Origin of the sequence: Thermogladius sp. KZ2Tp1 (assembly GCF_051131135.1) — an archaeon.
Taxonomy (GTDB): Archaea; Thermoproteota; Thermoprotei_A; order Sulfolobales; family Desulfurococcaceae; genus Thermogladius.
Window position 1 is genome coordinate 1,065,616 of record NZ_CP151274.1, and the last position, 21,598, is coordinate 1,087,213.

The 21,598-nt window shown below is 59.7% G+C and carries 22 protein-coding genes; 13 read left to right on the forward strand and 9 right to left on the reverse strand.

Going from position 1 to position 21,598, the window contains the following annotated elements; translation table 11 throughout:
• Positions 1-136: 136 nt before the first annotated feature.
• From WLZ34_RS05940 to WLZ34_RS05965, 6 genes are all read left to right on the forward strand, one after another.
• Positions 137-883, forward strand: coding sequence for a hypothetical protein (locus tag WLZ34_RS05940; RefSeq protein WP_434731125.1), 747 nt, complete (start codon positions 137-139; stop codon positions 881-883).
• Positions 883-3,495 carry a DUF2341 domain-containing protein gene (locus tag WLZ34_RS05945; RefSeq protein WP_434731126.1) on the forward strand — a complete coding sequence of 871 codons (2,613 nt, stop codon included), beginning with the start codon at positions 883-885 and terminating at the stop codon, positions 3,493-3,495. The genes WLZ34_RS05940 and WLZ34_RS05945 overlap by 1 nt, the downstream gene beginning before the upstream one ends.
• Positions 3,492-4,625 carry a hypothetical protein gene (locus WLZ34_RS05950; RefSeq protein WP_434731127.1) on the forward strand — a complete coding sequence of 378 codons (1,134 nt, stop codon included), beginning with the start codon at positions 3,492-3,494 and terminating at the stop codon, positions 4,623-4,625. The genes WLZ34_RS05945 and WLZ34_RS05950 overlap by 4 nt, the downstream gene beginning before the upstream one ends.
• Positions 4,622-5,002 (forward strand): hypothetical protein, encoded by a 381-nt coding sequence (locus WLZ34_RS05955; RefSeq protein ID WP_434731128.1) that lies wholly within the window; start codon positions 4,622-4,624, stop codon positions 5,000-5,002. Before WLZ34_RS05950 ends, WLZ34_RS05955 begins: the two co-directional genes overlap by 4 nt.
• Complete coding sequence (locus WLZ34_RS05960) at positions 5,002-6,324, forward strand: hypothetical protein (RefSeq protein WP_434731129.1); 1,323 nt, start codon at positions 5,002-5,004, stop codon at positions 6,322-6,324. Before WLZ34_RS05955 ends, WLZ34_RS05960 begins: the two co-directional genes overlap by 1 nt.
• Positions 6,325-6,401: 77 nt before the next feature.
• A complete protein-coding gene (locus WLZ34_RS05965; protein ID WP_434731130.1) occupies positions 6,402-7,004 on the forward strand; it encodes a site-2 protease family protein in 603 nt (200 codons plus the stop codon).
• 32 nt (positions 7,005-7,036) lie between these two features.
• Here the strand turns inward: WLZ34_RS05965 and WLZ34_RS05970 are convergent, their stop codons facing one another.
• The 7 genes from WLZ34_RS05970 to WLZ34_RS06000 all read right to left on the reverse strand — a co-directional run bounded on the left by WLZ34_RS05970 (position 7,037) and on the right by WLZ34_RS06000 (position 11,442).
• Positions 7,037-7,690 carry a hypothetical protein gene (locus WLZ34_RS05970; protein WP_434731131.1) on the reverse strand — a complete coding sequence of 218 codons (654 nt, stop codon included), beginning with the start codon at positions 7,688-7,690 and terminating at the stop codon, positions 7,037-7,039.
• 1 nt (position 7,691) lies between these two features.
• The gene (locus WLZ34_RS05975; RefSeq protein WP_434731132.1) at positions 7,692-8,069 is read right to left on the reverse strand and encodes a hypothetical protein; all 378 of its coding nucleotides are present in this window, start codon (positions 8,067-8,069) and stop codon (positions 7,692-7,694) included.
• Positions 8,062-8,490, reverse strand: coding sequence for a hypothetical protein (locus WLZ34_RS05980; RefSeq protein WP_434731133.1), 429 nt, complete (start codon positions 8,488-8,490; stop codon positions 8,062-8,064). The genes WLZ34_RS05975 and WLZ34_RS05980 overlap by 8 nt, the downstream gene beginning before the upstream one ends.
• Positions 8,483-8,737, reverse strand: a complete 255-nt coding sequence (locus WLZ34_RS05985; RefSeq protein WP_434731134.1) for a hypothetical protein — start codon at positions 8,735-8,737, stop codon at positions 8,483-8,485. The genes WLZ34_RS05980 and WLZ34_RS05985 overlap by 8 nt, the downstream gene beginning before the upstream one ends.
• A gap of 10 nt (positions 8,738-8,747) precedes the next feature.
• Positions 8,748-10,238 carry an HD domain-containing protein gene (locus tag WLZ34_RS05990; RefSeq protein ID WP_434731135.1) on the reverse strand — a complete coding sequence of 497 codons (1,491 nt, stop codon included), beginning with the start codon at positions 10,236-10,238 and terminating at the stop codon, positions 8,748-8,750.
• A gap of 67 nt (positions 10,239-10,305) precedes the next feature.
• Positions 10,306-10,500, reverse strand: coding sequence for an HTH domain-containing protein (locus WLZ34_RS05995; protein WP_014737886.1), 195 nt, complete (start codon positions 10,498-10,500; stop codon positions 10,306-10,308).
• A gap of 90 nt (positions 10,501-10,590) precedes the next feature.
• Positions 10,591-11,442, reverse strand: a complete 852-nt coding sequence (locus WLZ34_RS06000) for a V4R domain-containing protein (RefSeq protein WP_434731136.1) — start codon at positions 11,440-11,442, stop codon at positions 10,591-10,593.
• 180 nt (positions 11,443-11,622) lie between these two features.
• Between WLZ34_RS06000 and WLZ34_RS06005 the strand changes: the two genes are divergently transcribed.
• Positions 11,623-12,105: an archaellin/type IV pilin N-terminal domain-containing protein gene (locus tag WLZ34_RS06005; RefSeq protein ID WP_434731137.1), complete on the forward strand. Its 483-nt coding sequence runs from the start codon at positions 11,623-11,625 to the stop codon at positions 12,103-12,105.
• Positions 12,106-12,283: 178 nt separating this feature from the next.
• On the opposite strand, the gene WLZ34_RS06010 is transcribed toward WLZ34_RS06005, so the two are convergent.
• Entirely contained in the window at positions 12,284-12,964 is a 681-nt protein-coding gene (locus tag WLZ34_RS06010; protein ID WP_434731138.1) for an ACT domain-containing protein, read from the reverse strand.
• Between the two features lie 109 nt (positions 12,965-13,073).
• Between WLZ34_RS06010 and WLZ34_RS06015 the strand changes: the two genes are divergently transcribed.
• The 6 genes from WLZ34_RS06015 to WLZ34_RS06040 all read left to right on the forward strand — a co-directional run bounded on the left by WLZ34_RS06015 (position 13,074) and on the right by WLZ34_RS06040 (position 20,449).
• Complete coding sequence (locus tag WLZ34_RS06015) at positions 13,074-13,697, forward strand: LysE family transporter (protein WP_434731139.1); 624 nt, start codon at positions 13,074-13,076, stop codon at positions 13,695-13,697.
• A 105-nt stretch (positions 13,698-13,802) separates the two neighbouring features.
• Positions 13,803-15,641, forward strand: coding sequence for an ABC transporter substrate-binding protein (locus tag WLZ34_RS06020; protein WP_434731956.1), 1,839 nt, complete (start codon positions 13,803-13,805; stop codon positions 15,639-15,641).
• Positions 15,642-15,646: 5 nt separating this feature from the next.
• A complete protein-coding gene (locus WLZ34_RS06025) occupies positions 15,647-16,618 on the forward strand; it encodes an ABC transporter permease (protein WP_434731140.1) in 972 nt (323 codons plus the stop codon).
• 28 nt (positions 16,619-16,646) lie between these two features.
• Positions 16,647-17,570, forward strand: a complete 924-nt coding sequence (locus WLZ34_RS06030) for an ABC transporter permease (RefSeq protein WP_434731141.1) — start codon at positions 16,647-16,649, stop codon at positions 17,568-17,570.
• Between the two features lie 282 nt (positions 17,571-17,852).
• The gene (locus WLZ34_RS06035) at positions 17,853-19,346 is read left to right on the forward strand and encodes an ATP-binding protein (protein ID WP_434731142.1); all 1,494 of its coding nucleotides are present in this window, start codon (positions 17,853-17,855) and stop codon (positions 19,344-19,346) included.
• A complete protein-coding gene (locus tag WLZ34_RS06040; RefSeq protein ID WP_434731143.1) occupies positions 19,343-20,449 on the forward strand; it encodes a DNA double-strand break repair nuclease NurA in 1,107 nt (368 codons plus the stop codon). The genes WLZ34_RS06035 and WLZ34_RS06040 overlap by 4 nt, the downstream gene beginning before the upstream one ends.
• 257 nt (positions 20,450-20,706) lie before the next feature.
• Here WLZ34_RS06040 and WLZ34_RS06045 read toward each other — a convergent pair whose 3' ends face one another.
• A complete protein-coding gene (locus WLZ34_RS06045; protein WP_434731144.1) occupies positions 20,707-21,423 on the reverse strand; it encodes an A/G-specific adenine glycosylase in 717 nt (238 codons plus the stop codon).
• Positions 21,424-21,598 lie beyond the last annotated feature (175 nt).

A 21,598-nucleotide genomic window follows, 5' to 3' on the forward strand; every position in this document is an offset into this window, starting at 1 on the left:
AGGAGGGGGGTAAGCCCCTAAAACCTGGACAGGCCTCCAGTCTGCCTACCGAGACCCAGTGCCGGACCATGCGAGGAAAACTTAATTTAGACACTTACACAAGTCTATAAGTAGTGGCCGGGTAAGGTGCGCTAGTTTGAATGGGGTCTCCGAGGTTTTTGCTACTGTTATCATGACGGGCGTCCTGCTCGCGCTGCTCTCCCTCGTTTTGGGCTACTCTTATTTAGCCGGCTTCAACAACGTCTACCGGGCAGAGTACCTCTACTACAGGCAGGTCCTCCTCAGTATGGCGACCAACATGTTCTACGTGCTGAACGGCGGCGACTACGTAGTGACCTACCCCAGGTCCACCATGGCCCTGGGCTACAGGCTGTCCGGCTACGTGGGGGTGTACGTGAACTCGAGCACAAGCCCCGTCCTCTTACTACCGTGCTACTCTGTAACAGCCGCCTCCTACTCTACGTACGCCCAGTCCTCACGATACCTTTACGGAAACAGCTCCCTCGTAGTCGACGACCCCAGGCTTGTACCCAGCGTGAGGGAGTTCTACGAGAACGGCTCGGCCCGAATAGAGCTGGACACCTGCCGCCTCTACGCGAGCGTCCAGGCTACCTTCGATAGACTGGGCTCGTTCTACTACTTCAACGTAATGGTCGTAGTGCTCAACCCCGTGTTATCCCCGGGCAGGGGGTTCGCCGAGCTGTACGCGTCCAGCTCCTCGACCTACTGGTACTCGAACGTCTACAACCTCACAGTGGTGGTAAAGAGCCCGGCCCTCAGTAGCCCGGTCACCCTGGGGCCGAGGGACATATACAGGCAGTACACGGGAGGCCCGGTGACGGTCTCGCTCACGGTAGTCAACGTAACGGTGGTGATGGGCTAGTGCCCACACCCGTCTTCACTCACTTGATAGGCTTCGCGGCGATGATAGCCGTCTTCGTCGCGCTCTCACTGTACGCGTTCACCACAGTCGACGTCATGAACAGGAGGAACATGGAGAACGTGCTGAGCGCCGTCTCGTCTCTTCTCGCCGGCTCCCTCAGGAACCTCCTGATATCGGGGGCCAACGGCAGCCTCCTGACGCTCAACCTCCCGGTTGAGGTCTACTACGGGGCCGGCTACAACGTCTACATCGGTAACGGCAGTGTTCTAGCACAGTACTTCCCTGCCATTAGGCAGAGAGCCGACTACGACCCGGCTGCTCTCTACGTAGTGGCCGCGGCGGCGGACAACAAGGTCTGGTCTGCCAGCCTGGTGCTGAAGCCCGCAGACCTCCAGGGGAGGCAAGTGATGGTCGCTACGGGGAGCTGGGTCTACAACGCGACGCGGGTGGGCTTCGACCCCAACACCGGCTACGCCGAGTCCGGGGTACCCTGGCTGTGCAGAGAGGCCCTCTACGTCAGAGAGAACTCTGGGTTAAACCTGACCAACTACCCTGTGAGAGTAGTGTTCAACCCGTCAAGTCTCAGCTGCACCTACGGGCTCCTCAACTACACGCCGACCCCAAACGACTTGAGGTTCGCTGACAGCGACGGAGTTACGCCGCTCAGGTACTGGATAGAGTACTGGAACTCCACAAGCGCCGTCGTGTGGGTTCAGATACCCTACTTGGAAGCCAGGTCGAACAAGACGATATTCATGTACTGGGGCGCACCCCTCGCGACGTCGAGGAGCGACCCCGGGGTCTTCCCCATGTTCTACAACTTCAGCGCTGCGGACCAGCAGGCAATACAGGGCGCGTGGGGCGTACTGCCGGTGAACGCCACTAGCTGGAGCATATCACAGTACAACCTCAGCAGTCTATCGGGAGTGGCGGTTAACGCGACCTTCCCCGGCAAGACGTCCCCGACGCTGCTCACGCTGTTCTACAAGACACCCTTAACGCTGTCGCCCAGCGGCCAAGGCGTGATAGTAGAGGGCTACGGCGCGCCCCTTACACTCAACGACCAGGACTGGAGGCTAGCCCTCTACAACATAACGGGTGGGCTGCGGTGGTTCGGTATACAGTTCATACCCCCGGTCATCGACCCCTTCGTAAACGTAAACCTCTCGAACTACACGGTCATCTACGGGAACTGGAGCATAGTGTCGTCGGGGTCGGAGACCCTCTTGAACGCCTACAACTACAGCAACATCACGATCTCTAACTCCAACTACTGGGCAGCCGCGGTAGTGAGGTGGAACCCGCCGTCCAACGCCCCTAGAGGGCAGGAGGAGTACCAGATCCTGTTCAAGGTATTGGTCAAGCCGGACGGCGTGCTGAGAGGCCTCGTAGTAGCCCAGGACACCAGCCTTTTCAAGAACTTCTTCGTCGCGGTGAACAGCAGCGGCGAGGACCTGGAGCTGTGGATAGGCGACTTGAGAGACGCGAGGACCTGGGATATGATCGACTCCGCGAGCCCGCCGGGCTTCGACAGGCCCCACTGGGTGTTCATATACGTAGACATACTCGGCCCAGGGGTCTCAAACCACCTGACGGTCAGAGTCTACGACGCCGAGACCGGAGACGGGCTCTTGTTCTACTCGAAGCAGAGCGGCCTAGTACCCTCAGACCCTAACTACGTAGGAGCCGTGGCGGTCTCCCCCTACAGCGACTCCACGCCAGACAACTCCCTCTACGACGACCTCGTCTCGGCGAGGTACGACCCCTCCCAGCAGACGGTCAACTTGACAGCCATAACCTTTATAGGGCTGCCGGCCGGCTGGAGCGTGACACTGTTCAGCGACGACCTGACTTACAGTGCGGTGGCGAACGAGAGCGGTGTAGCAGTGGTCGACGTCTCCCTGAACCCCGTATTGGGTGTCACGACACCAGTCTACATAACTATCTACGACGACCAGGGCTACATCGTGACGACCTTCGTCTTGAACCAGACTATATCGGGCGGCACCGTGTTCATGTTTCTGCCCCAGCTTACACAGCCTGCTCAGCAGTACGGGGCGGCAGTCCACGCCTCCGGCGTACCGGCTGAGGGGCACATCCCCCAGTATACGGTCGTTTTCAGGAACTCGAGTTTCCCCGTCCCCTATTGGCTGAACACCAACGTCCCTGTTAGCGTAGGCTCCCTGGCTCTCGCCGGGGTCGCCTACTTCAACAGCACGGCGTACTACGTCGTGTACAACACTACAGCCTACTACAGCAACTCGTCGTACAGCTACCTCTACCTGAACAGTACCTACTACGGCTACGTGGACACGGGCCTAGTAGTGATAGGGACGGCGAACGGGAACAGCGACGGGTACGGCAAGTCGAAGACCGTGCCGACATCGGGCTTCTACTACTACGTGAGGGCGAGGCCCTTCGTCTACCCCGAGCCGTCAGTTTACTTCGGCCCGGTAGAGAGCGCCTCGCCACCGTCTGTGCCCGTCATCAGCTACTCTCTGAGGCCGGTGGTCGTGTTCGGCAGCAAGCTCCTCGTGGACGTGGCACTGGTGGTCACGCCCACGGGCGACGAGGTGGTCGTTGTCATGGTCAAGGGGGCGAGGAGTAGTTGAAGGAGATAGTCGAGTACGTACTGGCGTTCATTATACTCCTCTCGGTGATACCTGTCTTCAACATGATGGTCAACGTCTACTACAAGCCCCTAGTCAAGGCCCCCCAGACCAACGTAGTGGACATCTACGCCACGGCCGTGTCGCTCGCCCTGAGCAACGCCTTCTCGAGCGGCAACCTCACACCGGAGCTCCCGGAGCTCTACAACAGCATCGTGAACTACGTTAATAGCGCCGTGGGCGAGACCATCTACAGCAGGTACGGCTTCAACGCCACTGTTTCATCCGGGGTCACGGCCGTCACCGTGAGCGGGGGTAGCCTGGTCGTCAAGACCCTATACAACGGGACGCTCGCAGTACTATTGGTATTTAAAGGCGGCGGTTGGAGCACGCTCTCGAAGGCGAGCCCCGACGCTTTCGACCCTAGCTCGGGGACCTACACCTACACCTTCACGCTCCAGAGCACCCCGCAGGCTGTCGTGGCGGTCCTCGAGTCGTCCTCTGCCAGGTTCGTCAACTACTGGTTCCAGGACCCGTCCGCGTCGGCCTACCTGTACTCTAGTTCAGGGAACGTGATGCTGGCGGTCTCTAACAGCGTCCTCTCGACAGTAATGGCGTACAACCACCCGAACTTCTCTACCGTCTACAACACCACCCTGCTCTACTACGCTAACAACACGTTCAACGCCTACAGCTCGACCTACTACGAGCCGCTCGTGTGGGTCGTCTTCTACCCGGGGAGGTACGACAACGTGACACTGAATAGGAGTAGCATAGGCTACTACTCGAGGCCGGCTGGAGCCTGGAACTCGACCTACAGCACCCTGAGGACCTTTGTGGGCGAGACCCACGTCACAGTCAACCTGACCTGCCAGTGGGTCTCCGGCAACTACTACTGCTCGAATCCGGTCTACGTGAGTAGCTGGGCTGGCACCAGGGACCTCGTCCTCCCCATATCCAACCTCGTCATGGTCGTAGTCTACGACGGCTCCAACTCCATACCAGCACCCGTCTACAGGGGCGCGTTCAGCGTAGGCGAGAGGCCACCGTCGAGCGGGTACTGGGAGACAACCTACTACGTCAGGCTCGGCCTGTTCGACTACGTAGTAGACCTGAAGGTGTGGCAGCGGTGAGGGGGCAGGTCCAGATAATCGCCTCGGCCGCCGCGATAGGGCTCCTCGTAGCCGTGGTCTCCATCCTCTACTTGAACGTACTATCCGGCGTCTCCTCCTACAGGGTGATGGAGGTGGGGTCGAACGTCTACAGCGTCATAGGCTCCAAGATGACTTGGGGCGCTTGCGAGCTGGCGTACGCCCTGAAAAACTCTACAGGGGTCTCCTACGTGTTCGTGAACGTGACGGTGATCGACCTCAGTACAGGGAGGACTTTAGGCGTGGACTACTGCGAGCTGAGGTCGTCTCAGTCCTCAGGCTACTACAGGACCTACACGTACATGAGGGAGACGAGAGACGGGCTCGTATACTTCTACGTCGTGAGGGTGGCTCCGTGATGAGAGGGGAGATGCCCGTAGTCGTGGCCCTAGCCCTCGTCCTAAGCCTGATATTGGCCACCGTATACTACTCGACCTCGACGTTAAACTACGTTTCCATCCCCTCGGGGTCGGAACAGGCGGCGTGGAGCGTGATAGGGGACGAGATCGACTCGATCATACTTGCCACACTAGCGAGGCTCAGCGGTAACGCGAGCTCGCTGTTCGCCTCCACCTTCTGGGGTAACTACACAGAGTACTTCAGCTACCAGTCATCCCTAGTGCGCTTTAACAGCAGTGCTAGATATGAGTGGTACTACGACCCCGTCTCAGACAGGATTCTTAGTTGCCCTACTTCGATGAGGTGGGACGTCGTCTACAACTACGACGACTACGTGTGCTACGGCCTCTGCCAGTCCAACTACACTTCGCGAGGCTTCAACCAGTCCTTCACCAGGTTCTACAACGCCGTCAACCTCTCGGCCCAGTCCGTGTCAGCACTCCTCGCCTCCAGCCTCTACAGTACGGTCAGGAACTGGGCCGGGCTGATGAACACCCTCGGCTACACGGTGTACCCCTCGGGGATTATAGTGAACGCGTCCTACGCCGCGACTATAGCCAGCAACAGCACCACGGGCTCCTCCTACAGCAGGGTCGCGCTACGCGTCAACGTCACCGTCGACGTATACAACCCCTATCTCGGGTACAAGAGGATCACGAGGTGGCTGGAGATAGGCTACACAGCTGTATTCCAGCAGGGTTACTGGAAGTACGACGGGCTCTACATACCCGTCTACGTTACAGCCTACGTGAACTTCAACGGCGCCCCCTCAAGCTACATCGTAAACCCGAACTCGACTAGGCTGACGGTGTACAGCGGGAGCCTGGCCCTAATGAACTTCACGCAGACAAACAAGGGTAACATAACGATGGCCCCTGTAGCCGCGTACTACTACGGGAACGGCACCACGTACCTCGTCTTCAGGATACCCATCAGCCCGAGCTACTACTGGCCCTGGCTCCAGGAGAAAGTCGTTTGGAGCAACCTCGTGCTGAGCTCGGCCGACTGCGACGACAGCTACCCGCCACCCTACAGTACGTCACTCCCCGACCCAAAGCAGCCGGCACTAGACATGTCGAGGAGGAAGGTCACAGTGGCCTTCCTCTGGGCAGGCCTCCTAGGGGTCGAGATATACGGGTTCAACCTGCTGACAGGGCTGAAGCTGGTCTTCAAGTACTACGCCAACACCATCCCGCCCTCAGGTGATGACTGGGTCGACAGCCTACCCTTCGACCTGTTCGGCGACGAGAGAGCCAGCTTCCCGCCCGGCACGGTAGTCTAGCCTCACCTCGCGGCTCTTGCTCCTGGCAACGCTTTTTACACCGGGCGCTAATCCCTCTACACGGGTGCTGTCTAGCCATGAGCTGGCTGGTGGGGCTCAACGAGCCGGTCGCGCTTCTAATAGGGGGCCTAGCCGTCTCTCTGGCCTTCGGCTCGAGCTGCCTACTGGGGGGCAGTCCAGCCTGCTTCGTGGTGGCGGCGGTGGCCTCCTTCCTGGCGGTAGTACCCCACGAGCTGGCTCACAGGAACGTGGCTAGGAGGATGGGGTGCTGGTCGAGGTACGTCCTCTCTCCCATAGGACTCCTCGTCACGCTGGCGACTTCCCTCCCGTTCGTCCCGGTGAAGTTCGTGATGCCCGGGTTCACGCTTGTGTCGCCCCCCACGTACGACAGAGAGGAGCTGAGGAGGATAGACGGCCTGGTCAGCCTGGCGGGCCCCCTCTACAACATAGTAGTCTCCATCGCCTCGGTCAGCATACTCCAACTAGCGCCCGGCCTTGTGGGTCCCCTGCTAGCGAGCGCCCTCTATTACGTCGGCTACGTGAACTCCTGGGTCGCGCTCTTCAACCTGCTCCCAGTCCCACCTCTAGACGGCTCGAAAGTCTTGAAGTGGAAGCCAATAGTGTACTTTGTGGTAATCGCTGTCAGCGCCCTACTCTACTTCTTCTACTTCACCTGGTAGGCGAGGCGACTTACGCGGCTTACAGCCAGGGCCTACTCTTCAACACTCCTGCTCATGTTGTAGAAGAAGTACGCTAGGACGATGTAGGCTAGGAGGCTTGTGAACAAGACCGCGAACTCGACTATGTTGAAGGGCAGGTATAGCTGGCCGAGGCTGCTAAGCGCCGTAGTCGTGTTCAGGCTGCCGTTGAGGAGGCTCTCCCTAACAGACTTAATGCCAGCCTCTATCCAGGGCAGGTAGACCAGGGGGGCGAGTAAGAGCAGGCTGTAAGCGATCAGTAGCGCCGGGGCCACGAGAGGAGGCCTCCCGCTGTAGAGCTTGCGGAGGAGTATCAGCCCCGTAGACTCGAAGAGTAAGCCTATGGAAGGCACCACCACCGTCACCACCGTCAGCGGGCTCTCCAGCTGGTTTTCGAGGGCTACAAGCGCGTTGACCATCTCGCTCGAAGTCATGTTCTCCGACAAGCCCGCAACCTGCTGTGGGGGTGTTAGCGCCAGAGCCACGTTTAAGACGATAACCGCGAGGACGCCTACGAGGGCGACTATGAGAGCCCTGCTCTTAAACCACTGGTACAGCCTGAACCACCCGTATGCTGAGACCACGAAGCCCGCGAGGGAGACAACTGGGAATACCCTTATCACGTAACCGTACATGAGGGCCCTTAAGCCCGTTTGAAGCCTGCTCATCTCAGGCTCCTTTAATGCTCTTAATGTAGTTCTCCAACTTTCCTATTATAAGCCTAGCCCTCTCCCTCTCCATGCTGTTGACGCACTGCTCCAGGAGGCTCAGCCTCTTCCTCTTGTACTCCTCCGGGCTCAGCCTCCCCTCTGCGAGCAGCTGCTGTATCTTGCTTAGGCAGTCCTTCTCGAAGTCCAGCGACCAGGGGGCCATGACGTAGATGTCCTCGTACCTCGGGTCAACCCGCCTTATGACCACGAGCCCCGTGAGCTCGCTCTTCGCCACCAGCTCCCTCACCTGCGCTAGCTCGCTAGCCTCGAATATGAAGGCCTCGTAGTGCTTGAAAGCCTTAAGGACCCTCTCGGCGAGCTCCAGTATACTAGGCACTCTCGTCACCCAGCCTGGTCTCCCTCACGGGGATCTTCAGCTGCTCCACGAACAGCCTCACGAGCCACGCGTAGACAGGGCTCCCCACGCTCCTCCGTAGGCTTCCGTCGACGTACTTGGCCTTGTAGACTAGTTCGCCGCTGTGGTTGAACAGCAGAATATACCCCTTCACCCTCTTCAGGTAGTTCCTGACCATCCACACGTAGATGACGAAGTCCCCTTTCTCGACCCTCAAGCTGACCCTTTTAGCCCTACCCCTGACGTACACGGGCTTGGCCTCAATGGATGACGCGACGTACTTGTCGCAGGGGAGTATCCTGGAGGCGGCTCTCGAGTACACGTAGGCGTTGCTGTACAGTACGTGCTTCCCGCTCTTGCTCTTCGAGGACTCCACCTGGAACTCTCCCACCACACTACTCACGGCTACCACCAGCGATCTTCAGGACCCCCTCTTTGAACTCTACTACAGGCCTCTCGACGTCCACGACTATTGCCAGGGGCTCTTTAGCCAGCTGCCTGCTGAGGGAGACCTGCTTGGCCGTTATCACGACGTTCTTGACCCCCCTGAACTCCCAGGTCTCAGCGAGCCTCCCCTCGTCGCTGTAGTAGAAGGCCTTAACCGCGTACTCCTCGAACATAGGGTAGAGGTAGAGGACGACCTTGCCCACGGCCGCCACCTCAAGAGGTTATCTTCATGTGCTGGTAAGCCTCCAAGTCGACGGCCGACTCGGGGATCTCGCCGGCCAGCTCCTCGAGGTAGTCGTTGACCACAGCCGAGAACCTGGGCTCGTAGTCCATGCTGTACTTCTCCCTCCTAACGTAGCCTCTAACCAGCACCGTGAGCGGCAGGCCCTCCGCGACAAGGTCTAGCGGGTTGTCCAGCACTATCCTGTTCCCAGACACCTCGCAGGTCCTGAGAGCTATGAGCGGCTCTCCCTTGAGCGAGTAGATCACGCTCCTAGGCAGCGGTGTAATGTCCACGACGTCCACCCAGATGTCCTCCCTCGCCAAGCCGACAGCCCCCGCGAGCTCCTCTTCGAGCTCTCGCCTCACTCTCTCCCTGATACTCTTATCGTAGGCCAGCCTCAGGACTTTAAGCGTGCTCCAACCCCTCTTGAAGGGCGTTACCACCACCTCCCTCCCCACCCGCTTCCACGAGGGCTTCCTCTCCACTAGAAGCGCTCTCGCAAGCTGGCCCAGCCTACTCCCCTCCCTCACCGACTCTCTAAGCATCAGGTCGTAGAGCCCCGCGTCCGTCAGGAGCAGGAAGTCCCTCACCTCCCCCCTGGCAACAGCGTTGACGGCGATCTTCAACCCGAGCTCCTCGTCGAGCAGTACGAGTATGTCGTAGAGGATCCTGTCGAAGGCCCTAGCAACGCTGTGGTAGTATACGTGGTGGTACATGCTAGCCTTGGCGGTCATGTAGGCCTTGAACTCCCCGAGCCCGCCCCTCTCCAGCACCAGCTCCGAGACGTCCCTGGGGTTAGGGTAGGTGTTCTTGGCCAGCTTCTCGTGGTTGATAGAGCCGTACTCGCCCGTGCCCGCGTAGTAGCTGTCCCGCCTCAGGAAGTCCAGAACGTCGGCGGGGTAGTAGCTGTCCTTGATCACCCTCCTCACAAGCCTTAGGACGGGTGCGCGCGGCTCCCCCGGGCCGAGCAGCTCCTCCACTACGCCCGCCAGGTCGCTGAACCCGCTCTTCTTACCCAGGTCGTCTACGAGGTCCTTCAAGGTGTGCCTGAACAACAGTAGCCCCACTCTCTCGTGGTTCGCGACCTCCGGGCTGACGCCCCCACGCCAGAGCACAGCCTCTTCGAAAGTGTGGCCGAACGGCCCGTGGCCGATGTCGTGGAGTAGGCCCGCTAACCTGCCCGCCTCCACGAGCTCGTCTACGCTGTACCCACCGAGGGCCTCAGGGCCTACGAACCTCACGAGCTTCCTGAGGACGTCCTCGGCCATCACGCCCGCCAAGTGCATTACGCCTATGCTGTGCTGGAACCTCGTGTGGACAGCTCCAGGGTAGACGAGGTGGGCGGTCTGCAGCTGCAGTATGTACCTGAGCCTCTGCACGGGGAGGGTGCCCAAAACCCTCTCTTCGATCTCCTTGTTGTAGTAGACGTGCCCGTAAATAGGGTCGCTTATCTCCTTCCAGGAAAGGCCGCTGAGGCTCAACAAACCACCTTGTGGGAAAAATGGCGTTTGGGTGGCTAAAAACGTGATGGCGGTCGCGGTACGAGGGCTACTTCCTCTCCTTGTACACCCAGCCCTGCTCGGTCCTCACGGCCAGGCCCGCTTTCTTGAGGTCCTGTAGCCTGCCCCTCACAGTGTTGTAGTTCAGGTTTGTCAGCTTCTGTATCTCCTTCGGCGTCAAAGGCCTCTTCTCTCTCTTTAAAACCTCGAGGACTATCTCCTTGGCTGTCTTGGTCTCGGACACGCCACACACCCGATCTGATCCATGGGATCTAGGATCCTTTAAAACAGGTCGGGCTTCTAGAAAAGGGGTCTAGACCGGGATGGTGTAGCCCTACCCGGGGGTCGCCTCGTACATCATAGCCCTGAACTCGCAGTGGTTGTCTCCGCGCGCTATGCACTTCTCCTCGACGACCTCGACTCTCCTACCGAAGACCCCCTCGAGGAACCCCTCGATCAGGCCGCTAGTGAAGTTCCCTGTCGGTCCGATCAGCCCAGCCTCTTTGGCTGCCGCACACTCGAAGTTGTCCCTGACCTTGAACCTGACCTCCAGCCCTCGCAGGTCGTACTCCACGTCTCCCAGCCCCAGCGCCTTGAACATGTCTACGAGGAAGTCGAGGGAGTGCTTCAACTGGGCTTCGGGGGACTGAGGGGCCGACATAAGCGAGTACACGCCCTGGTACACGTACCTCCCCACGCCCTTCCCGGCGAACCTGAGCACGCCGCTGTGTTCGGCCCTGCCCACGCTCCTGGAGACCGTTCTAAGGGCCTCCGCTACCATCCCCGCCGAGAGGACCAGCCCCCTCTCGTTTAGGAACCTGAGCTCGCCCAGCTTCGGGAATAGGAATATGTCCATGCCGCTCGTCGCCTCCACCGCGAGGACGATTTCTCTCATCCCCTCGAGAACCCTCTTGAGCTCCTCCGCGCACCTCTCGTCGCAGTCCTCGAGTATGATCAGGAGGTGCCCCCTGTCCCCTGTCACGAGGTACGGGGTCGTCACCTTGACGATGTTGATTCTCCTCTTGGCGATCTCGTCCACGATCCTCGCTACTACACCAGGCTTGTTAACAACCTCTAGGAGGAGAGCCGTGTAGTACTTGCCACCCGCGTATATCGCGGTGTCAACCTCAATACTGGGCCCTCTACGCCCCCGCAGGGGCTTACCGCCGAATAGTCTCCTAAGCATAGCTGTCGACCTAAATAAAATCTTGTATGGAACGGGATAAAAGTGTTGAGGTAAAGGGAACATTTATGGTGAAAAGAGACAGTTTAATACCCGAATATTACCCTAAGCAATCTCCGCAGGAATATTATTGTAACACTTATAAGTTAAGCCAGCCAATACTACTATAGCAGGGTGGAAAACGTGAGGGCAATAAGCCCGGTCATAGCCACGGTCATCATCGTCGCGGTGACAATAGCCGTAGCGATCGCTGTAGCCCTCTGGATGACAGGCCTGGTCGGCGGCTTCACCGGCACCGAGAACCTCCAGATAGTCAACGCCTACGCTCTGGCGACCACAACACCCGGGCAGGGCTGGAGTATAACACTCACAGTAAAGAACGCGGGGACGACCACGGCCACGATAGACCAGGTCTTCGTGAACGGGATACCGTATAATGCGATTATCTTAACGTCTACTGGTACTGGTGGCGCAACCACTACAGTCCCCGTAGGCTTGGGCGTGAGCCTGCCACTGACTCTCTCGCCAGGTAATAGCACTACAATACAGTTGTTCATACCCTTGGGTACGAGCTCCGCGCTGAGCTTCTCGTCAGGGCAGCAGGTCGAGATCAAGCTACACACTGCGAGCGGTAAGACCTACCCAGTCCAGGTCGTCCTCCCTTAGCGGCCTAGCTTTAACCACCACAGTTGTTTTTCCCGCTCGTTTTCCCACAGCTTGTCTAGTGCACCCGTTTGATTGAAGGTTACACGTAGTTGGCATGGTGTATTGTAAGGGTAGCCGTGTAGCTGGGCGTAAACGCGTTCAGTAAAGCCAGAAGCCCTTCCGCCATAGAGGCGTGCCGTCAAACCCGCAGCCCAGACTTTTTCCTGGCCCTCGAGACCGCGTCGTTGAGTACGTTGAAGGCCTTCATCGTGTCCTCGGGCGAGACTACTATCACTGTCTCGCTGTAGCTTGAGGTTATCTGTATGATGTTTATCCCGGTCTGGGCGAGGAGGCTGGTTATGTACGCTATCAGCCCCGGCGTGTAGACGTTCTCCACGGGGCTCACGAGGACTATCGCTGTAAGCCCTCCCTGGTAGAAGAGCGGCCTAGACCCGACGCCCTCGGTGAATAGCCTTGCCTGCTCGTCGCCCACCATTACAGTCACGTTCGTTATACCGGTGACCACCGACAGGAAGCGGGCGCCCTGGACGCCCGAGACGACCCGCAGTACTTCTCGGGTAGAGCCCGGGTCGTAGGTAATGACTGTGACCCTCGTCTTCACCTCGATGCTCGTCTCACCGAGGATCTTCTCGACGCTCGACACGTCTAGCGGGCTCATCTTCCTCGACAGCCTGACAAGGGCCACCTTGATGCTCTCGACCGACGCGTCGAAGCCCAGCTCATCGTCCACCACGGGTTTGATCATCCTGGCCATACTAGAGTAGTTCGCGACACCGGAGGCCAGGCACTCTTTGAGAAGCGGGCTGTTCTCAACTATCCTCTCGACAACGCCTGTGATAGACTCCCTCCTCTCCTCCACGGTCGCACACCATTGGTTGGTGTTCTACATGTTTCAACCATGAAACGGGATGTACATACACGCTTATTAGTCTGAACCACTTTAAAACCCTCCCCAACGGCGGCTAGGCATGAGCGTCAAGAAGAACCTCCTCAGCGTGATAGCGGTTAGCTCGACCGGTGCTCTAGCACCGGGCCCGCTCTCCTTTACCGCGGTGGCCTCGGGGGCCTACGTAGGGGCTCTAGGGGGTCTCATGATAGCGACAGGGCACATGGCCTTCGAGCTCCCCTTCACCATGGTCCTTGCGAAAGGAGTAGGCGGGGCTCTACGGGATAGGAGGGTCAGGCTCGCCTTAGACGCTGCTTTCGTCGCCTCCGCCCTCTACTTCTCCTACCTCACGTTCAAGTCAGCACTAGACCCCTCAAGCAACAACGCCGCGGAGGCTACGACCCTCCTGTCGGCACTCGCAGCGGGCTTCCTGTTGACGGGTTTGAACGCTTACTTCATAGCCTGGTGGCTGACCGTCGGCCTCCCCGTAGTGAAGGTCTTCAGCGAGGCCCGCCCGCTCGCGAAGCTGGGCTACTACGCCTCGCACGTCTCAATAGACTACGCCTGGCTCACCCTCCTCTCGTTCCTCGGGTTCGTAATCTCCACGCAGCTCTACACGCTGATGTTGATCGGGATAGGCGTGGCCCTAGTAGCGATGGCTGCCAGGCACCTCTATGCGGCCGTCTTAAAGCCCCTCCTCGCATGATCTGTCTGTATGTTACATTTGTTACACATTCACGTATAGGGTTTGACGCGATCGTAAGCACTCTTTAAATACCTGTACCGCGAGTCAACCCACGCCTATAGGGTGGTGTGCTTGAGGAGACCCGGAGTATTGGTGTTGGTCGCGGCTCTCGTGTTAGCCTCCATACTACCAGTCACTCAAGTGAGCGTGGCCCAGGCCACCAAGGTGTTCAGGGTCGGGTGGGGAGGGACTAGCTTCGACACGTTCAACCCCTTCACCACTTACGCGACGATCTCTGTGTGGCTAACGCTCGACGTCTACAGTAGGCTTGTGAGGCCCACGGAGAACTACACGGGCTTCGTACCCGACCTGGCGGAGAGCTGGGAGGTCAAGGGGGACAGCGTCACATTCAACCTCGTGCACAACGCCACTTTCACCGACGGCTACCCCGTTACTGCCGAGGACGTAGCGTACAGCTACTACCTGGCCAACCAGAGCTGGAGCTCGCTCTCGCCCTACGTGGCCATGGTGAAGGACATCAAGGTCGTAGACAACTACACGGTCGAGTTCTACGTGACGAGCCCCACGCTCTTCATGCTCGAGGCCGCCATCAACGTACCCATAGTCCCCAAGCACATATGGGCCAACGTGAGCGACCCCTCAACATACCCCGACAACCCGCCTATTGGGAGCGGGCCTTTGAAGGTCGCGGAGTTCAAGGAGGGGCAGTACGCCGTCCTAGAGCCCAACCCGAACTTCTACTACCCCAGCTGGTTGCCCAAGGTCGACAGGATAATCGTGAAGTTCTACAGCGACGTCACCTCGGCTACTAACGCCCTGCTGGCTGGGGACATAGACGCCGTCGGCCCCTACATCGCCTCCACGCTGATAAAAACAGTCGCTAACAACCCCAACCTCTACTTGTTCAAGTCGCCGCCTACGATGTTCTTCTACCTGGCCTTCAACGTAGACCCGAACGGCACAGGCAACCCCACCTTGAGAGACCCGAACGTCAGGCTGGCGCTCGCCCACGCAATAAACGTCTCGTACGTCTGCGGGATAGGGTGGCCTGGCGCTGGAGAGCCGATGGGCACTGTCATGCCCTCGACTAACATATTCGCGGACAAGGACTTGAAGCCGTACAGCTTCAACCTCACGCTGGCAGCCCAGATACTAGACCAGGCCGGCTACAAGCTGGGGGCCGACGGGGTGAGGGCGTCGCCCAGCGGAGTAAGGCTCGAGTACAACCTGCTAGTCCCCAGCAACATGCCCGAGGCGATAAAGGCTGCGCAGGTGATAGCGCAGTGGTGGGGCCAGATAGGCGTTAAGGCCAGCGTCCAGCCGATGGACACCGGCAGCATGTCCGCTATAATATGGAAGAAGGTCAACGACACAATAGTCCTAGGCCACGACACGGACATATGGGACTGGTTCGTTGCACCCAACGACGTCTTGTTCCTCAACGTCTTCCTGTCCGGCATGAAGCTGACGGGGGTGTCCGACTCCGGCTACGCCAACCCCGTCTACGACGCCACCTTCGAGAAGCTCTACAACGCGACCAGCCTCGACGAGCTCAAGAGCATAGCCTACAGCCTCCAGGAGATGCTCCACAACGACCTCCCATACATACCGCTCTGCGAGGTGTGGGCTGTCCAGGCTCACAGCAAGGCCTTCACGGGCTTCGACTACGACTGGCCGTCCGGCCCCTTCGGCGGTAGCGACTGGAGGACCTTCCTGAACGCCCAGTTGGCCCCCTCCTCGCCGTCGACCACTACCTACACTTCCACGAGCAGTAGCCCCGTAGCGACGGAGACAGCGGCTCCCACGGCCACGAGTGCCACGACTCCTACACCACAGAGCCCACCGCAGTCCGGCGCCCAGCCCTCCAGTACGTGGCTGGTTGTGGGAGTAGTGGCAGTAGCCGTTGTTGTGGCAATCACAGTCTACGCTTTGAAGAGGAGGTGACGCCTTTGCCCTACAGGAGCTTCATTCTGAGGAAGTTTTTTACTCTCGTCTTAACCCTCTTCATCATAACACTCGTAAACTTCGTACTGTTCAGACTACTCCCCGGAGACCCCATCATGCTCTTGTTCAGAGACCCCAGGCTCACGCCCGAGCAGATCGACTACCTGTACCACAAGTTCGGGTTGGACAAGCCCTTGTGGGAGCAGTTCTTCATCTACCTCTGGAACCTGCTGAGGGGGGAGTGGGGGATCTCCTTCGCGTACAAGAAGCCCATAATGGAGATACTGGTACCCCGGATAACCAACTCGCTAATACTAGTAATCCCGGCCACTGTACTCTCGATTCTCCTGGGAGTGGTTACAGGAGTGGTAGCGGCGTGGAAGAGGGGCGGCTTGACAGACGCCCTCGTCTCCTTCGTCTCGCTGGGGCTCTACTCCCTACCCACGTTCTGGCTCGGCGGGATATTCATATTCCTCTCTATAAACTACTGGAGGCTACCAGTCGGGGGGATGCTGAACTACGGTGTCGACCACAACAACCCGCTCGCCTACCTCGGGGACCTGTTCACGCACATAACTCTACCCCTCGCCACGCTCACCCTGGTCTCATACGGCAGCTTCACTCTGACGGTCAGAGGCGCTCTACTAGACGTCCTCTCCGAGGACTACATCAGGACCGCTGTCGCGAAGGGGCTGAGTAGCTGGAGGGTGTTGAGCAGGCACGCACTCCCCAACGCCATGCTCCCCACCGTGAGCCTCACCGCCGTCAGCCTCGGCACGGCAGTGACGGGCTCCGTGCTGACCGAGACGGTGTTCAACTGGCCGGGGGTCGGGAGGCTCATCTTCGACGCGATATCAAACAGGGACTACCCCCTGCTCCAGGCCGGCTTCTTAGTGATAACGATAAGCGTCCTCCTGGCCAACTTCCTCGCGGACATCGTCTACGGCCTCCTAGACCCCAGAGTAAAGTACAGGTAGGTGAGCACACGTGGCTGGACGAGGGCTCATGGGAGCCGTGGGAGGTCTCGCGAGGGCTGTAGGGGTAAGCCTCGGTTTGAAGACGGGCGTGGTCGTAGGGGGCCTCAGGAGCGCCCTCAACGCGGTGGTAGGTAACAGGAAGAGCAGGGTGGGGCTCGCCGTGATACTCGCCTACGTGGCCCTCGCACTCCTAGCGCCCTTTATATCGCCTTACAGCCCCTACGAGACCGACATCAACAGTATAATCCAGCCCCCGAGCCCCCAGCACTTGTTCGGGACAGACGACGCCGGGAGAGACCTTTTCACGGAGAACATGTACGCCATCTCGACGTCTCTCATAGTAGGCCTCTTCGCAACCCTCGTGACGATCCTCGTGGGCACCGTCGTAGGCCTAGTAAGCGGGTACTACGGTGGCGTAGTAGACGAGGTCTTGATGAGGGTGACCGACTTCCTCCTAATAGTCCCGCCTGTCATGCTGATGATAGTCGTCGGGTCTCTCCTCGGGTCGAGCCTCCTCAACATCATACTGGTGATAGGCCTCCTGAACTGGAGCCCGATAGCCAGGGTGATAAGGAGCATGGTGTTGACGGTGAAGGAGTGGCCCTTCGTCGAGGCCTCTAGGTCGATGGGGGCCGGGGACAGGCTGATAATGTTCAAGCACATATTCCCCATAGTAGCCCCAGTAGTCTTCGCAAACTCGATGCTCTCGGTCGCCAACGCGATCTTCTCCCACGCGGCATTAGTGTTCCTCGGCGTAGGGAACATAAACGACATAAGCTGGGGGACCATACTACACTTCGCCTACACCTCCGGTAGCTTCACGGCAGGCTACTGGTGGTACTTCACCCCTCCGGGGCTGATGCTACTGGGGCTAGTCCTAGGCTTCATGCTACTCGGGGTAGGGTTAGAGGAGGTCTACAACCCTAAGTTGAGGTCTTCTATAAGCGTTTAAGCCGCCGCATCCCGTGCGGAGGAAAGGATTCCTAGAGCTTGTTTGAAAAGCGATCTTTTCTAAGAAAAACTTGGATAGCGGTAAACAAAACCTCTTACTTGAACACTCCGCACCCTCATCGCCGTTAAACCGCCCACTACCAGGAGGGCCTTTCACCACGCCGGCCACGACGTCGGCGAGCGTACCCCGGCGGCCTCGGTGCAAACGGGTCTGGCTATTCCACGCTTCTTGCCTGAGCAACAATTATATGACCATGATGACAAAACTATAGTCGTGGTCTAAATGAAGCCCATCGGTGTCGTGGCCAGCGGCTCCTCGGCCGCTATAGCCCCTATTCAGGTGTACAAGCAGTGCGAGCTCGACGCGAAAGAGGAGGCTTTCGTAGTGGTGAGGGACGAGGCCAAGAACCTGAACTACCTTGGGGTACTCCGCAACCTGAGAATGCAGGACCCACTCTTGAGCCCCAACCAGAGGTCTAGCGTCGTGGACAACCCCGGCCTCGCGAGGATGGGGAGGGAGGTGGTCTTCGAGACCTCGGCCGTGAGGATCATAGGCGTGCTGAGGGAGGACGGCTCACTAGAGCCCTCCACGCAGCCGCCCACCCCCCGTAGCGAGGTCTACCTCGTCGAGTCGCCAGGCGACGTCAACCTGAAGCTGGAGAAGGGTCTGGTCGTCGGGAGCCACAAGTACAGCGGTATCGAGATCCCCCTGTCACCGAAGAGCCTCCCGTACCACATAGGCATAGTTGGAGCAACTGGGACGGGGAAGTCGAGGCTAGCCATAGCCCTCATAAGGGAGGTGCTCGACAACACGGACTGGAAGGTGCTGGTCTTCGACCACTCGGGCCTGGACTACAAGCCATACTTCCCAGACAAGACCGTGTCGGCCGACGAGGTGCTGCCGGACGTCGAGGACATCTACAACCACCTCGCAGGCATCGTGAAGGAGAGGGAGGAGGACGCCTACCTCTTCTACTCCCTCATCGCCTACATAGTCGCGAGAGGAGACCCGGGAGCTGTGAAGTCCAGGCTACAAAGCGAGGTGAAGCAGTACGGGAAGAGCGGGGTCGAGGAGGGTGGGCTAGAGGGGGTGGTGTCCGAGTTCCTCAGCACGAACCCCGAGGACGTGTTGAAGCAAGTTGACTGGGACCTCGGCAGGTTCGGGGAGGTCTTGTCATCGGTCGCGAGAGCGCTGGGGGCGAAGAAGACCACCCCCGCCAAGTACAGGGTCAAGCTGGCCTCTAAGGCGAGGGGGTTCTTCGAGTCCCTCAAGCGGAGGAGGCTCTCGGTAGGGGAGTTGTTGGACAGGCTCGGCCGGGAGAGGGTCCTCGTAGTGGACCTGAGCACGGTGGACTACGAGGAGAGGGCTTCTATACTCAACGCGGTCCTCGGCAGGCTGTGGGACAGGATCGACGAGACCAAGACGCCCGTGAACACGCTTGTCGTCGTAGACGAGGCCCACAACTACGCCTGTAGGGAGTGCGGGTCTGTCGACATAATAGAGAGGACTGCGAGGGAGGGGCGTAAGTGGGGGCTTGGACTGGTCCTCGTGAGCCAGAGGGTCGTGGACTTCAGCACCTGGGTGAGGAACAACATCAACACCTACTTCTTCAGCAGGCTCCAGACGCCCGGCGACCTGCAGAACCTCCAAGGCGACCTCGACCTGGGGGGCATAACCCTGGATAACATAGCCCTGCTGAGGGAGAGGGAGTTCTACTTCGCCGGCCTAGGCAACCCGCTCAGGCACCCAGTCTTGATCAAGGTGAAGACCGTATGAGCAGCGAGGAGGAGGTCTACGTAGCCCCCGAGGTCGTGTACGAGGCCGTTAGAGAGGTGGCGGAGGAGGTCTTCGAGCAGGCTAAGGGCGTGGACGAGGTTCTGGAGCTCGGCGAAGAGCTCCGCGGGAAGAGGCTAATAAACAAGTTCCCCGAGGCTAGAGAGGCTTGCTTCTACAGTGTTGACAGCGGCTACACCTCCCCGCCGATCGAGGTGGCCGGAGGCTTCATAGGCGTCATACAGGTCGCCGAGGTCTTAATGGGGCACTCCTGCGGCGGGCCGCCCAGGGTAGTGGCCCATGTCAGGCACTACTCCACGAGGGACTTGACCGAGGTCGAGGCCAGGCTACTCGAGAGGCGGGCCCTCCTAAAAAGGCTCGAGGAGAAGAAGGAGGGCTGGGCGAGGTTCGACATAGCCGTCGTCGACGGGGAGCTGCTCTACAGGGGCGGGGTGGAGGCCGAGCCGACTTTGTCGCAGGAGGAGTGGCTGGCGCACTGGCGGGTCGCGGAGGAGACCAAGAGCGCGCTGAGGCTGGCCGGCGAGACCGGCACGCCTCTCGTGGGGGTCTTGAAGAGGAGCTACTCCAGGGACATCTCCGCGGTCTACAGGGCGGGAAGAATACCCGTCAACGACAGGCTCCTGATGTCGCTCGTGCTCGAGCCCGGGGAGTACTTTGTCCTCGGGAGTTACAGGGAGCTGAGGGACAGGCTGGCAGAGGCGGCGAGGAGGGCGGGCGGCGAGGTGGCGAGGGCCCTCTACCCGAGGCTCGAGTGGCTAGAGAGGCTGAACACCGTGTACGGCTCGTGGGCGGGCCAGGTGAAGGTCGTGTTCTACAAGCCGCGCCTCACCGTCTCCCCCCTCGCGGCCAAAGTGGAGGTCTACGAGGCAGGGGGCTGGGGGTTGCCCGAAGTCCTCGCGGCGCTCTCCGGGGTGACGGGGTCGACGGGCTTCCCCACGCCCCTAGACTACGTCGACTCGCTCGCCCATGTAAGGCCGGAGACTAGGAGGACTGTCTACGAGCTACTCCACGCGGAGCTGTCGAAGCGGGACCTAAACCTCGCCAAGCTGTTGATGAGCCTGGTAAACCCCCAGAAGCCAGTCTAACCCGTTGTCGAAGATGAATAAGGAGCACCAGTAGGGGATTGACACTCAGCGCCTTTACGCTACGGGGTCGAGAGCCGTAGAGTGGTCATTGACGAACCTGGTAGACAGCCTACCCTGACACCGCCAGCCCCACGTCTCCGGGTGGTCCCTCTACCCGCCTCTCCGACACCAGGAGCTCGAGGTACCCTTCGCCCGCACATAGCGAGAGGCGAAGCCAGCGGCAGGTAGCAGGCTTAGACCGCGCAAGCCGCGCCTCCTCAGGGGCGAAGGGCTTCTGCGTAGGCCTCCTCAAGCCGCCGCGCGCAGGCCTCCTCCCCCGAGGCCCTCTGGTAGTGAGCGCAGAGGTCTCTGAGAGGGCACTCCCAGCACCTCGGGTTCCTGGGCCGGCAGACGAGGGCGCCGAGGTCTATCAGCCCGTAGTTGAACTCCTGGTGCCTGTCCTCGGGTAGTAGCCTACGGAGGAGGGCCAGGTAGTCCCCCCACCTCCTCGCGGCGTGCCCCGTCAGCCTGGCGAGCACTCTCGCCACGTTCCCGTCTACTACCGGTGCGGGCTTGCCGTGGGCGAAGCTTAGAAGCGCCCCCGCAGTGTAGGGGCCGACCCCCGTCAGCCTCACCAGCTCCTCCCACGAGTCGGGTATCCTGCCACCGTACTCCTCCACGATAACGGACGCGAGCTCCTTCAACTGCCTGGCCCTCACCCTGTACAGCCCGAGGGGTCTGAGGGCCTCCTCAACCTCCTCCAGGGGCGCCCTGTGCAACGACTCCACGTCCGGGAACCTCTCGACGAGGGCTTGGAAGGCCCTGGCCACCGCCGTTCTTGTGGTCCTCCTGAGAAGGAACTCGGCGAGTAAAACCCTGTACGGCGTCCTCTCCACTCTCCAAGGGTAGTCGAACCTGTGCTCCAGAGCCCACCTTACGACCCTCTCCCTGACAGAGGAAAGGAGTTCACTCGCGCCGACTTGGCCGCACGACACTCCACTACACCCCCTAGCCCGCCAACCCCTACGCATGGCCCGGGCAGCGTAAAGCATACACGTGTCCGAAGCCCCGCCGCCAGCAGCCCTGTCCGCGTGGTGGGAGCAACGGGCGCGGAGGGGCTGGGCAGCCCCGACGCTGAGCCGCGGCGAGCACAAAACCCCCTCCGCGCCC

Coding starts and splice junctions, on each gene's coding strand:
- WLZ34_RS05960 (WP_434731129.1), top strand. CDS start 5,002: ATGAGAGGGGAGATGCCCGTAGTCGTGGCCCTAGCCCTCGTCCTAAGC.
- WLZ34_RS05965 (WP_434731130.1), top strand. CDS start 6,402: ATGAGCTGGCTGGTGGGGCTCAACGAGCCGGTCGCGCTTCTAATAGGG.
- WLZ34_RS05970 (WP_434731131.1), bottom strand. CDS start 7,690: ATGAGCAGGCTTCAAACGGGCTTAAGGGCCCTCATGTACGGTTACGTG.
- WLZ34_RS06000 (WP_434731136.1), bottom strand. CDS start 11,442: ATGCTTAGGAGACTATTCGGCGGTAAGCCCCTGCGGGGGCGTAGAGGG.
- WLZ34_RS06015 (WP_434731139.1), top strand. CDS start 13,074: ATGAGCGTCAAGAAGAACCTCCTCAGCGTGATAGCGGTTAGCTCGACC.
- WLZ34_RS06030 (WP_434731141.1), top strand. CDS start 16,647: ATGGGAGCCGTGGGAGGTCTCGCGAGGGCTGTAGGGGTAAGCCTCGGT.
- WLZ34_RS06035 (WP_434731142.1), top strand. CDS start 17,853: ATGAAGCCCATCGGTGTCGTGGCCAGCGGCTCCTCGGCCGCTATAGCC.
- WLZ34_RS06040 (WP_434731143.1), top strand. CDS start 19,343: ATGAGCAGCGAGGAGGAGGTCTACGTAGCCCCCGAGGTCGTGTACGAG.